1 protein-coding gene (running past one end of the window) is annotated in these 13,428 nt (G+C 74.2%); it reads right to left on the reverse strand.

Translation table 11 applies throughout. The annotated features are described in order from the left end of the window. Positions 1-13,428 carry the 3' end of an Ig-like domain-containing protein gene (locus G4D86_RS12775; RefSeq protein ID WP_163993139.1) on the reverse strand. The gene runs 18,606 nt beyond the window's last position, so 13,428 of the gene's 32,034 nt are visible here — the last part of the coding sequence; its start codon lies off the right edge, out of view; the stop codon is at positions 1-3.

The following is a 13,428-nucleotide window of genomic DNA, read 5'->3' on the forward strand; positions in this document are numbered from 1 at the left end:
TCACTGTCCGCCTCCCACCGTCTGCTGGCACGCCGCGTCCGCCGCGCAGTCCGCGTCGGCACAGTCGGGGGCGCCGTCGCCGTCGTCGTCCGCGCCCCCGGTACAGAGGCCCACTTCGTCCATCTTCCAGATGCCCAGCGTGTAGGAGCCGTAGCTGCCGACGCTGTAGCCATCCACGATGACGGCGACGGCCTGCCGGGCCCGCAGGTCCACCAGCACCCGGGACCAGGCGCCGCTCCCGCTGTCGTCGTCGCAGGCGAGCTGCGGCCCCCCGCACGTCAAGTCCCTCACGTGGAGCACCGTGTCGTAGCTGCCCTGGACGATTTCGAGCCGGTAGCGGCCCGCCACGGGCGCCACCCACTCGTAGACGCGGTCGGACGAGCGCGCCGAGCTGCCGCAGCTGGCAGTGAAGTTGTTGGGCTGGCCCATCGTATTGCCGGAGACGAGGGCCGGCAGGACGCTGGGAAGCAGGCCCGAGGCGGGCGTGGAGCAGAACGCCTCGTTGCCACCTCCCGCCGCCGAGCAGCCCGTATCCGCCGGCCAGTCCACGCGGCTGTCGCCGTCGTCATCCAGGCCGTTGCCGCACACCGACAGCTCACTGCCACCGCCGGCCGCCTCACAGCCCGGGTCGGACGGGTAGTCCGTCAGGCCGTCGCCGTCATCATCCACGCCGTTGGCGCAGAGGGGCGGAGTCTCCGGGTCCGTCTCGTCGTCGTCACCCGCCGAGGCACAGCCCGGCTCGGCCGGGTAGTCCACCTTCCTGTCCCCGTCGTTGTCGACCCCATCCGCGCAGCGGGCCGGCACGCACCGCTCCTCGTCGCCCAGCCGCCGGCACACCTGGCCCTGCGCGCACGCGAACCAGGGTTGCTCCACGTCGCACGAGGAGTTCTGGATGAGCTGCCCGGAGAGCTGGAGCGTCGTGTCCGACGTCCCGCTCAGCAGCAGGAAGTAGTTCGCCGGGTAGACGTAGGACAGGTCGATCAGGTCCGGCCCCGACGCCAGGGTGATCCCCTCGAAACCGCAGTAGGGGCGCAGCGTCAGCGTGCTGCCGGGCGCCGTGGCCCGCAGGCGTCCCGGGCCCGGCATCCGGATGCCGAAGACGCGGTCCGGACCACAGCACACCGACTCGTCGTCCTGCGACGTGGAGAGCGGCACCGGCGTGGAGGCCGACGTGGGCTCCAGGGGTCCGGCGCAGCTCTCGCCGTCCCCGCTCTCCGTCTGTCCCGCCGCGCTCGCGCAGCCCGGGTCCGCCGGGTAGTCCGCGCGGCCGTCGCCGTCATCGTCCAGGCCATTCCGGCACAGCGTTCCTTCCGGCGGGTCGGTCTCGTCCTCGTCCTCTGGCGACTCGCAGCCCGGGTCCTCCGGGTAGTCCGCGAAGCCGTCGCCGTCGTCGTCCCGGCCGTCCAGGCAGGCCTGTCTCAGGCAGAGCGTCTCCTCGCCCAACGTCCGGCACGTCGTGCCCGTGTCACAGACGAACCACGGCTGGGCCGGGTCGCAGGTCGAGCCCTGGTAGAGCAGCCCGCCCACCCGCAGCGTGGCGTCTTCCGAGCCGCTGACGACCACATAGTACGTGCCCCTGTTCACCCAGGCCGAGGCCCTGCCGGGGGACGGCGTGCCTCCGCTGCCACCGTCCGTGCCGCCATCGGTGCCAGCATCGTCACCGCCGTCGGTGCCACCGTCCGTGCCGCCATCCGCGAGGGCGTTGTTGCCTCCGCCGTTCCCTCCGCCCTGGGTGACTCCGGTCGCTCCGCAGCTCATGGCCCAGTTCGAGTGGCAGACGCTCCGGAGCTCCACGTTGGCGTAGGTCGCTTCCACTTCCAGGCGGCCATCGCCCGGCATGCGCACGCCGTACACGCGGTCCGGCTGCGTGGCGCCGCAGGAGAGGCGCTCGTCGTCCGAGGCCCCGGCCAGCGGCACGTGGGTCGTTTCGCCCGCCCACTCGGCGGGGCTCGCGCAGCTCTCGCCGTCGCCGTTGTTCTCGAACAGCCCCGAGCGCGAGCCGCAGCCCGGGTCCTCCGGCCAGTCGATGTGGCCATCGCCATCATCGTCCGCGCCGTTGGCGCACTCCGGTAGCACCGCGGGCGCCTCCTCGTGGTCGTCCTCCGGGCTGGAGCAGCCGGGGTCCTGCGGGAAGTCGGCGAAGCCGTCCCCGTTGTTGTCCAAGCCGTCCTGGCACGCCGCGGACCGGCAGCGCAGCTCGCCCTCCGTCGGGAGGCACGAGCGCGAGGACCCGCAGCGGAACCAGGGCTGCGCCGGATCACACGTAGAGCCGTCGTACAGCTCGCCTGCCACGCGCAGCGTGGCGTCACGCGGGCCGCTGATGACGAGGTGGTAGGTGCCCGGCGTGAAGGCGTGCCAGAAGTACGACGGAGAGCCTTGCGTCGGGTCCTCGGGAATCCACGCGGTGGAGCACTTGAGCTCATGGCTGGCCTGGCCACAGCCGTCGCGCAGCGCCAGGTGCGCATTCGTGGCGCGGAACTCGAACGCGCCCGCGCCCGGCATCCGGAAGGCCACCACCCGGTCGGGCAGTCCCTGCGGCGCGCACGACAGCCACGCGTTGGAGTCCGCCCCCGCCAGCGAGACATGGGTCTCCAGCGCGTTCAGCTCGGCGGGAGCGGAGCACACCTCGCCATCGCCGCTCTCGGACGGGGAGCCCGCCGCCACGCAGCCCGGGTCCGCCGGCCAGTCGGTACGGCCGTCCCCATCGTCGTCCACGCCATTGGCGCAGGCGGACGGAAGCTGCGAGTCCTCCTCACTCGAGTCCGCCGGCGACTCGCACCCGGGCTCCTCGGGGTAGTCGGTCCGGCCGTCGCCGTCGTTGTCGACGCCGTCGCTGCACTCCACGGTGACGCACCGGTGGACGCCCTCCTCCGCCGGCACGCAGGCGCCGTGGCCGCAGACGAAGGCCCCGGAGGAAGGCTCGCACTTCGCGCCAATGCCCAGCCGCGCGCTGTACAGGACGACGCTCCTGTCGCCGCCGTAGTACCAGTTGCGCACGAAGAGGCGGGCGTTCGCGGACAGCGGCCCCACCGTCGTCATGCCGGAGGTGCAGGCCTGCTGCGGCTGCTCGCAGCCATCCCGGACGCTCACGATGTCCGCCGAATAGTACGTGAGCTGCTCCACCGGGCCGTCGAAGGGCAGCGACGTCCACGCGCCCTGCGTGCCCCAACCACAGTCCTGGGGCGCGTCGGAGGCCTGATTCGGCTGGAGCCGCGTCTCCCCCGCCTTCAGCGGCACGGGCAGGTCACACGTCGAGCCCGTGCCCGACGGCAGCACCTCCACGCTCCAGGTGGCCGAGGCTTCCGCGCCCGCGCGGTCCATGACGTCCAGCGACAGCACCGCCGGCCCCGTCACCAGCGGCGTGAAGGAGGCGTAGGCCTGGGAGCTCGGGGCCTCGATGCGCGCGGCGACGGGCACGCCCGCGAGCTGGAACTCCGCCCAGGCCAGCGGCGGTCGCTCGTCGGCCATCGACCCGGACACAGTCACCGGCGTTCCCGCCACCAGGTAGTCCAGCCTGGACAGCACCACCGTGGGGGGCGTGTTGGCCCGCAGGCCGTAGGTCCACGTCGCGGTGGACTCCGCGTCCAGCGTGTCCGCCGCCGTGGCGGTGAAGGCCACCTGCGTGCCCGCGGGCATGGTGACGGTGGCGCAGCGCTTCAGGCAGCGCTCGCCCCAGCAGCTCGCGGGCGTGGCGTCCAGCAGCGTGCCGTCCAGCCGCAGCTCCAGCCGTCCCACCCCGGCCGCGTCCGTGGCCGTGGCGCAGAGCAGCTCCGGGTAGCCGGAGACGAGCTGGTCGGTCGTGGGCTCCAGGTAGAGCTGGGGCGGCGCGTTGGGCATCACCTCCACCGTCCGCGTCTGGGTCGTCTCGCGGCCCCGGCTGTCACGTGCGATGCCGGTGAAGACGATCCGCAGCGCCTCGCTCCGTCGCGGCAGGGCGTAGTCCACCTGAAGGTAGCTGTTGGTGCCCGAGGCAAGCTCCACGCCGTTGGCCAGCAGGCGCAGCGAGGTCAGGTCTCCGTCGTTGTCGGACGCCTCCACGTACACATGGATGAGGTCGCCCTCGAACGCGGCGCTCGGAGGACGCGCGGAGTCCCAGAAGGCGACCTCGGGCGCATCGCCGTCCGAGCGCACCACGTACGACTGGCTCGTCTGGATGGAGCGGCCCGCCGGGTCCTTCACCACCAGGGCCAGGGCGACGGACTCACCGAGGCGCGACTCGGGCAGCTCGAGGCAGTGGTACACGGACGTCGTGGACCAGGTCTGCGCCGTGTTCTCCGTCGAAGCCACCTCCACGCCGTCCACGAGCAGGGCCAGCGTGTAGGGGCCATGCGGGTAGTAGTAGTAGCCGGAGATGCAGTTGAGGAACGGCCGCACCCGCAGGTGCGCGGGCAGGCCCCACGGCAGGTCGGTGAACGTCGGGGGCGTGGAGAGGATGATGGGAATGGAGGTGGTGGCCGTGCGCCCCGCTCCGTCGATGAGCTCGGCGTGGAGCACACCCGTCTCCGTGCTCGTCACCGTCGGCAGGACGACCGACTGCGTCGGGTAGGAGACGGCGGGGTGGGCGACCTGCTCGCCCAGCACCTTGTCTCCGTACCGCACCGTCCACCGGGCCGGAGCCACGGCGCCCGAGAGCAGCACCTGCACGTCGGTCCGCTGGCCGGAGGGCAGCGTCCAGTTCGCACCGATGTTGACGATGGTGATGGAGGGAGCGGCCCCCTCGTACGGCGTCACGCGGACGCGCACGGGGGACGACAGCGCGACGCCGCCGTTGCCACCGCGCGCCCGGAGCTGGACGACCCACTCGCTCCCGGGGCTGGTGCCCACGGGCACCGGCAGCAGCGCGCGCGCATCCCTGTCATCGAGCGGACCCAGCTCGCGGCCGTTCACCAGCAGCTCCACCGAGTCCACGGAGGCGCCGGAAGTCGCGCCCGTGAGCGCGAAGACGTCACCCGCGCGCACCTCGAAGCCGTCCGCCGGCGCGACGATGCGCACCGAGGGCACCGCCCGCGTGGCGGGCAGCGGGAAGCGCAGCACGCCGTTGAAGGCATCCGCTACCACCACGTCCCCGCCGCTGAGTACCGCGTCGTCCGCGCGGCCCGCCGGGAAGGTGGCCACGTGCACGGGCGCGTCCGCGTCGGTGAGGTCGAAGAGCTGCACCCCGCCGCTGGCCTCGCTCAGCACCGCCAGCCGGCCGTACAGCCGCGCCCTCACCACCGGGCCCGCCGTCTGCGTTTGCACCCGGGCGGTGGCCTCCGCGCCGTCCACCTGCCACGTGGTGAAGCCCTGCGCATTGCCCGTCACCAGCAGGCCGCCGTCCAGCGCCACCGCGTCCGCGGCCGTGCCCGCGAAGGTCGCCAGCCGACGCAGCTCGCCGGATGACTCCACGCTCACGAGACTCCAGCCTCCCGCGCCGTGAGCCACCGCCGCGCGGCGCTCGTCGCCCGACACGTCCACCGCGCCGCCCGACATCAGCAGCGAGGCGCGCGAGTCGGACACGGGCAGCGTCGCGGTGGACACCCTGCCGCCGCCCAGCGCCCACAGCCGGCGGGCGGATGCGTGGAAGCGCGTCACCGCGCCGAGCTGGTTGAGGTGCCAGTTGTTGGCGTAGTTGTACGAGTACCAGAGCGAGCCATTGGCCTGCTCGTAGGCCTCCTGCAGCGCCGTCCCCGTGAGGAACCAGGCCGTCTGCCCCACGCGCTCCACCTGCCGCGCGTCGGTGATGCCCACGTTGCCGTCGCGCGCCTGGAACCGTCCGGGCAGGGACAGCTCGAGGTTGGCGAGCCCCGCCGGACCGGCGGCGACGAGGACGCCCCCGCGCCAGGCCGTGAGGCCCATGGGCGGAGACGCCAGCGACTGCGTCGCCGAGGCCACCTGGGCCACGTCGGCGGAAGGCACCGGCAGCCGGCGCAGCTCCACGCCCACCTCGGTGGCCACCAGCATCAGCCCTCCGGAGATGGCCAGGTCGGTGCCGTCCAGCGGGTCCGATGCCACCACCGCCGCGTGCTGGTTCTCACGCACGTCCACCACGCGCAGCCGCGCGTCCGTGCCCAGCACGTAGACGCGGCCATCCACCACCCGCATCGCCCGGCCCTGGGCGGGCAGCCCCAGCGTCGCCTGGAGGTGGAGCTGCGCGTCGTAGAGCCGCAGGGTGCGGTCCGCGAGCACCACCACGCCCGTGTCACGCTCGGCCAGCATCGGCCCCGCGCCCACCCAGTCGCTGTAGGTGTCGTACGGTCCGGTGGGCTGGCTCGGGTTGCGGAAGTGGGAGACGACCCAGGCGTTGTCCTGGAAGACGAGGCCGTCGACGTGGGCGGACAGCACCCGGCCCTGGTAGCCGTTGAGCAGCGCCACGGAGGGGCGGGACGGGTCGCTCACGTCGAGGGTGTAGAGGTAGCCCTGCTGCGCCTGCGTCGACGTCGCGTAGGCCCTCCCCGCATACGACACCACCTTGCCCAGGTCCCCATCGGCGTGGCCCACCTTCACGGGGCTGGCCGGCGTCGAGACGTCGACGATGTCCACGCCTGCTTCCCCGTAGGCCAGCAGCACCACGCTCCCCACCACCGCCAGGGACAGCGGGCGGCGCGGCGCCAGGTACGTCCCCACGGGGGTGAGCGAAGGCATCGGCCCCCGGCCCAGCGTGCCCACCGCGAAGCCAGACGCGGTACGGGCGTACACCGTGTCCCCGCTCACCGCGAGCTGCTCGGCGCCGGCGAACGTGCCCGCCACCACCGTGCCGGCGGCAGGCGCCGCGGGCGCCAGCACCGTCCAGACCACCTGCTGCGTCCGGACGTTCCCCGCGCCATCGGTCGCCGTCGCCACCAGGCGCAGCTGCGTGCCGGCCGGCGTGGACGCGGGCACGGCGTAGCGCAGCACCGCGCCGCCCGTGGCCACCTCGACGCCGTTGCTCAGCAGGGACTGCGCGATGCGCGGTGTCCCCGCCGTGTCGGTCGCCGTGGCCGTGGAACTCAACCACGTGCCCGCGGCGATGCGGTCGAACCCGGCGGGCTCCAGCACGAGCGACAGCGTGGGCTCGGCCAGGTCGTCCACCACCAGCAGCGACAGGCCCACCGGGGCCGACTCGCGGCCCTGGGCGTCCACCGCCACCGCTTCCACCAGGACGCTCCGGGAGCCCACGCCGCGAGGCATCCGCAGCGAGGCCACGTAGGGCGCCGTCATCGTCCGCTGCTGCTCCACGCCATCCACCCGGAAGCGCACCTCGCGCACCAGCACCGGCAACGTGGCGGCGAGCACCGCCACGCGCGAGCCCTCCAGGATGGGGCCCGTGCCCTGCCGCTCCACGGAGGAGACGGCGGGCGCGGTACCCGCGTCATCGCGAATCCACACCTGCGCCTGCACCGCCGCGCCGCGACGGCCCTGCGCATCCACCGCCACCGCCGTCACGATGACCTGCGTGTCCGCGCCGACCAGGGGCGCGCGCAGCACGCCGGCCCAGGCGGGCGCGGCGAAGGTGACCGGGGCCTGCCCTTGCAGCGTCACTTCCACTGCGGCCACGCGCGCCGGGTCCACCGCCACCGGACGCGCCGCCAGCTCCGTGCCCTCCAGCACCTCGGACGGCAGCTCCAGCGCGAGCAGCGCCGGGCCCACGCCTCCGTCCACCAGCGTCACGGTCTGCTGCGACAGGCCCACGTTGCCGGCCAGGTCCCGCACCCGCAGCGTCACCTGCGCGGAGCCGCCCGTCAGCGGCAGGTCCACCGAGGCGGGCAGCGCGCTGTCCAGCACCTCCACCATACGGCCGTCCACCAGCAGCTCGGCCGTATAGGCGTTGAGCGGCTCGACTTCATCCTCCACCGAGGCCACCAGCGCCAGCCGCGAGCCCGGAGCCGCCGTCGCGGGCAGCTCCAGCGACACGCGCGGCGTACCCGGCCCACGGCCCAGGCCCAGGCGCGACAGCTCCAGGTCCTTCACCGCGAACACCGTGCCCGCCGCCGCCACCGCGCGGCCCTTCACCGCGGGGAAGGTGCCCGCCGTGCGCGGCACCGCCCGTGCGTCCACCACCGTCAGCCCCGCGTCGCTCCCCAGCATCAACCAGGGGCCCACCGCGTGGACGGACACCGCCGCGGGCGTCAGCGCCCGGGCCTCCGCCGACGTCAGCACGCCACCGGCCAGGGTGAAGCAGCGCAGCTCCGCGCCGGCCGTGCACACCCGGTCCGCACCAAGCGCCGTCACCGCCACCGCGCCCGTCGCATCCGCCGAGGCCACCACCCACGGCGCCGGAGGCACCGACAGGTCCACCACCACCACGCGGCCATCCGCCACCGCGTACGCCATGTCTCCGCGGACGGCCAGCGCGGCCACGGAGCCCAGCGCCAGGCGTGCGCTCAGCGCGCCGTCGCGAGCGCGCACCTCCAGGCCCTCGTCGAAGCCCACCACCACGCCACCCCGGAAGCCCGCCACCGCGAGCGGCTCGCGGCGCAGGGCGACGCGGGCCACCGGCGACAGGTCCGTCGAGGAGAGCAGCTCCAGTGCGCCCTCCCCGTCCGCCACCAGTGCGACGGCCACGCGGTCCGCCGCGAAGGCCACCGCCACCGGCGCGCCCTCCAGCGTCCGCTGCGCCCCGGGGGCGGCATCCGCGCGAGCGTGCAGCTCGACCCGGGCCCGCCCACCGCCGTTGCTCCGCAGCACCGCCAGTCGCTCACCCTGGAGCGCCAGGTCCACCGCCGGCTCCACGCCGGTCAGCGTGTGGCGCGTGGCCGCTCCGCTCGCGAAGATGGCCAGCGTCCCGGTCAGCTCGGCGGACGCCGTGCCGCCCAGCCCCGAGGCCAGCGCGGACAGGCGCACCTGCGCACCCTCCGGCGCTGTCGGCAGCACGTAGTCCTCCGAGGGTGTAGCGGCCACCGCTACGTTGCCCACGTGCAGTTGGTGCGTGACGGTGGTCGCGTCGCTGGCGGCCACCTGCGCGCGCAGCGACGAGCCGCCCGCGAACACCGGCCCCTCGGGCGAGGCGGCCACGGACACCACCGGCGCCGGCAGGCCGCTGTCCACGATGTGGAGCTGCCGCTGCGACGCGGCGCTCTGCTGCCCCGTCGCGCCTTCCGCGACGGCGCGCAGCACCACGTAGCGGCCCTCCGGGCCCACCACTGGCAACGTGAAGGTGTGGCGCCAGGGCTCGCCCGTGAGCACCACCTGCTGGCCGTCGAGCGACAGGCGCACGAGCCGCGCGGCGGCACGGCCCGACACCTCGAGGTTCACCTGGAGCTGGGAGCCCTCGGTGAACTCCGCGCCATGGCCCGGCCAGGTGATGCTGACGCGCGGTGCGTCGGCGGGTTCCACCGTGAGCGTCCGCGTGGCCGTGCCCGTGTTGCCGCGCGCGTCCGTGGCGACGACTGTCACCACGACGTCGCGGTTCTGCGTCACCGTCGGCGCCGTCCACTGCAGCACCCAGGGCGACAGCGTCAGCGGCTCGCGCGCCACGCCGTCCACCGTGAACACCACGGAGCGCACCGGGTTGTGGTCCGCGGCCTCCACCGCCAGTACCACCGTGCTGCCGGACACCACGCGCACGTCCTCGCCCGGCGAGGTGAAGGAGACCTGGGGCGCGGTGACGTCCGGCGTCACGGTGAGCACCACGGGCGCGGAGCTGCCCACGAGGTTGCCCTCGTCCATGGCCAGCGCGGTGAGCACACGCTCCACCGGCGCCGCGCCCACGGGTGCCATGCGCAGCCGGTGCGTCAGCGTGGCGCTGTCGGACGTGAGGCCGGTGATGCGCTTCTGTGACACGCCGTCCAGCCGGAGCTCCATGCTGCTCAGCCGCGTGTTGTCCGTCGCGGAGACGGCGACCTCCAGCGGCGCGCCCTCCTCCAGCGTCAGGTGCGTCACTGCCGGCGCGGTGATGGACACCGTGGGCGGCACGTCGTTCACCACCTGCACCGTCACCGTGTACTGCGCCGTGTTGCCCGCCGAGTCCTCCGCCACCGCGACGAGCTGAGAGGTGCCGCCCACCTTCTCCGCCGGCCACTGGTACGTGAAGCCATTGCTCCCGCCTGGCACCGCCACTCCATCCACCTTGAGGGTGAGGGCGCGCAAGCTCCGCGAGTCGTCCTCCGCCGTCACCTCGAACACGTGGTCCACCTGCGCGGTGAAGAGGTCGCCCGTCTCCACCGGCCGGCCCGTGCCACGCATCACCAGGCCCACGGACGGAGGCACCGTGTCCACCGTGCGGAACGTCCGCCAGGCCGCGGAGCTGTAGGCCACCGCGTTGCCGCCCAGGTCGGTGACGCCCACCACGCTGAGCCGGTACCACGTGGTCGGCGGCAGCGGCGACGACGGGACCAGCGTGAGGCCTCGGCCATCCGCGTCCACCGTCACCGTCGAGGGCTCCGCCACGCCCGTGGCCGTCCGCTCCAGCCGCGCCAGGGCGGCGCTCGCCGGGGCGATGGGCTCGTCGAAGCGCACCGCGAACACGCTGTCGAGCGGCGTGCTCTGCCCGCCTTGTGCCACCTCCACCGGCTGCCACGACACCACCGACGGCGGCTGCGTGTCCGCGCGCCGCACGACGTTGGCCATCACCACCGGCGCGGTGCCCACCTGCGACAACTCCACCGTCACGAAGCCCGCTGCGCCCGCCGGCACCAGGAAGGCCAGGGACGTGTCACTGGAGGCATTCGACGGCACGGTCACCCCGTCCACCTTGACGGAGAGGCCGCGCGTGAAGCCGGAGCCGGTGAGCGTCACCCACCCGCCGCCCAGGTCCACGCGCGACGGGGACGCGTCCGTCACCTGGAGCGGCGCCACGTACACGAAGCCGCCCGGCACGTGCAGCCGCTCGCCCGCGTCCGTGCGCAGCTCGACGGTGACGGGGCCGGCCACCTGCGCCGCCGGAGCCCGCACGCGAACCAGCGTGGCCGTGGGGCCCTGCTGGAGCGGCGCGGGGCGCCCGCCGAAAGTCACCCCGGACACGGCCTGGAGGTTGGCGCCGGTGAGGTCCACCAGCAGCTCCCCGCCCAGCCCACCGTGGTCCGGAGAGATGGCGTCCACGCGCATCAGCGTGTCCGCAACGCCGCCCACGACCGGGAAGCGCCACGGTCCGCGCAGCCCACCACCCACCGCCGACGGCGCCGCGAGCGACGCCTCGGCCGTGTACACCGCACCCGGCTGCAGCTCGGAGGACGGCGTGAAGCCCACCGTGAAGCCCGTATGGGAAGTCTCGCCGGACACCGGCGTGCTCCCCTGCGACAGCGCCAGCGTGCTGCCGGTGGCCAGGTATTGCGGCAGCAGCGGCGACACCGCCACGGACACGGTGCCTCCCGGCGGCAGCGCTCCGCCCGGCACCGGCGTGGAGCCCACCGTCACCGGATAGGGCAGATGGAACAGGCGCAGCTCCCACGGGCTGGCCACCGCCGCGACTCCCGCCGCCACCACCACGCGCTGGCCCGAGCCGCTCAGCACCGGCGCCCACGTGCGCTCCACCATGCCGTCCGTGGTGTCCACCCAGGACAGCCGCTCGTCGCCACCCAGCCACGCCCACGGGCCGGACAGCGACACGGCCAGCAAGTCGTTGCTCGTGCTGCTGGAGGCGAAGCTGCCCACGACGGCCGGGGCTTCCAGCTGCGTCGCATCCACCAGGCGCGCCTGGTGCCCCAGGCCCAGCAGCAGCCGGTTGCCCTCGGCCGCCAGGGAGAAGGCGCCATCCGGCAGCCCGTCCACCTGTCCCAGCAGCGTCAGCTCCGCGTCGTCGAAGCTGCGCAGCTCCAGCCGCGACGTGGAGCCCACGTCCACCAGCACGGCCAGCGCCCCGCGGATGCGCTCCATCGCGCGGATGTTGCCGCCCGGAAGGTACGCGCGCGCCACCACCTGGAAGGTGCCGTCCACGCGGCCCAGCAGCGCCACCTCGTTGCCGCCGCCGATGGCCACGTACGCCGCACCCGGCGTCGCGACGATGGAGGTCGGCACCACGTCGCCCGGAGACAGGGAGATGCGCTCCCGCTCCTGGAGCTCACACGGCACGCGCGGCGCGGAGCCGCAGGCACCCACCTCGTACCGCACCACCACGCCCGTGCCCGCGAGGAAGGCCACGTCCCCGCTGACGGCCAGCGCCGTGGCGTACGGCACGCCCGGCACGTCGCCCAGCCGGTCCGGGCTCTCCGGAATCGACAGGTCCACCGCCACCAGCCGGCCGTTGTCCGCCATCAACAGCGCGGAGCCCACGCGGGCCAGCGCCTCGGCGCCCTGGCCGTACGTCACCAGCGGCTGCAGCGTGAAGGTGAAGCCTCCCGCCCGCACCGCGCTCACCGGGCCCCCCGGGGCCGGGGTGGAGACGCGCACGTCCACCGGGCCCGTGACGTTGCCCGGCACCTTCACGCGCAGCACCTCCGCGGACAGCAGCTCCACGCTGGCCGCGGGCACCCCGCCGAACGTCACCTGCGAGCCGCCGTAGAGGCCCTGCCCGCGCAGCGTGACGAATTCCCCGCTGTCGAAGGGCGCCGTCTCCGGCGTCAGCGAAGCGATGGAGGGCGGCGAGAGGTAGCGGTAAGCGCCCAGGCGCAGGGCGGACAGGCCACCCACGTTCACCACCTCCACGGCCGCGGGGCCGGCGGTGCCCGGAGGCACCTGCACGGCGATGGAGCGGCCATCCGCCGCCACCGACGTCACCAGGGCCGGCGTCCCACCGAAGGACACCGCGCACCCGGCGACGAAGTGCTCGCCCAGGACGGTGACGGTGTCGCCGCCCGCCTCCAGGCCGAAGGCGGGCTCCACGCGGGCCAGCACGGGGCGCTCGGCGTTCGCCGCGCTGGCCGTGCGGAAGCGGACGTCCACGTCCACGCCCAGCTTGCCGCCCTCGAGGTTGGCCAGGTCCTGGCCGATGTGCAGCCGGTGCGCCGTCGACGTGGCCAGCGGCGCGTACGGCTCCAGCACCACGTCCGCGCCCTCCGTCGTGGCCATCAACCGCCGCGCCACCGCCACCGGCATGTTCGAGCCGTCATCCCGCGTCAGCGTGACGGCGTCCGCCGTGTTGAAGTCCGGCAGCTCCGACAGGTGCACGCGCACGGGCTCGCCCGGCGCCACGGTGTCGCCGTTGGCGGGCGTGGTACCCACCAGCTCCAGGTGGTCCAGCGCCACGGCGGCCAGCGAGCCCGCCAGCGCGCCGCCCTGGTCCGAGGCCTGCTCCAGCGGCAGCTCCACCGACCGGCCATTCACGTCCAGCAGCAGCGTGCCCACCAGGAGGTAGTTGTCGGCGAAGGCCAGCGTCCGCGCATCGCCCACCACCTGGGCGCGCTCCAGCGCGTAGGGTGGCAGGCCCACCGGCACCGCGAAGCGCTGCACCTTGCCGCCACCCGCCGCCACGTAGGCCACGCCGCCGGACACCCACGTCTGCTCCGCGGACATCCACGTGCGCCCCTGCGCATCCGTCAGCACCAACTGGCCGGCCGGGGCGGGATTCGCCGGGTCCACCAGCTCCACCACCGCCAC

Source organism: Pyxidicoccus caerfyrddinensis, assembly GCF_010894405.1.
GTDB classification, from domain to species: Bacteria; Myxococcota; Myxococcia; order Myxococcales; family Myxococcaceae; genus Myxococcus; species Myxococcus caerfyrddinensis.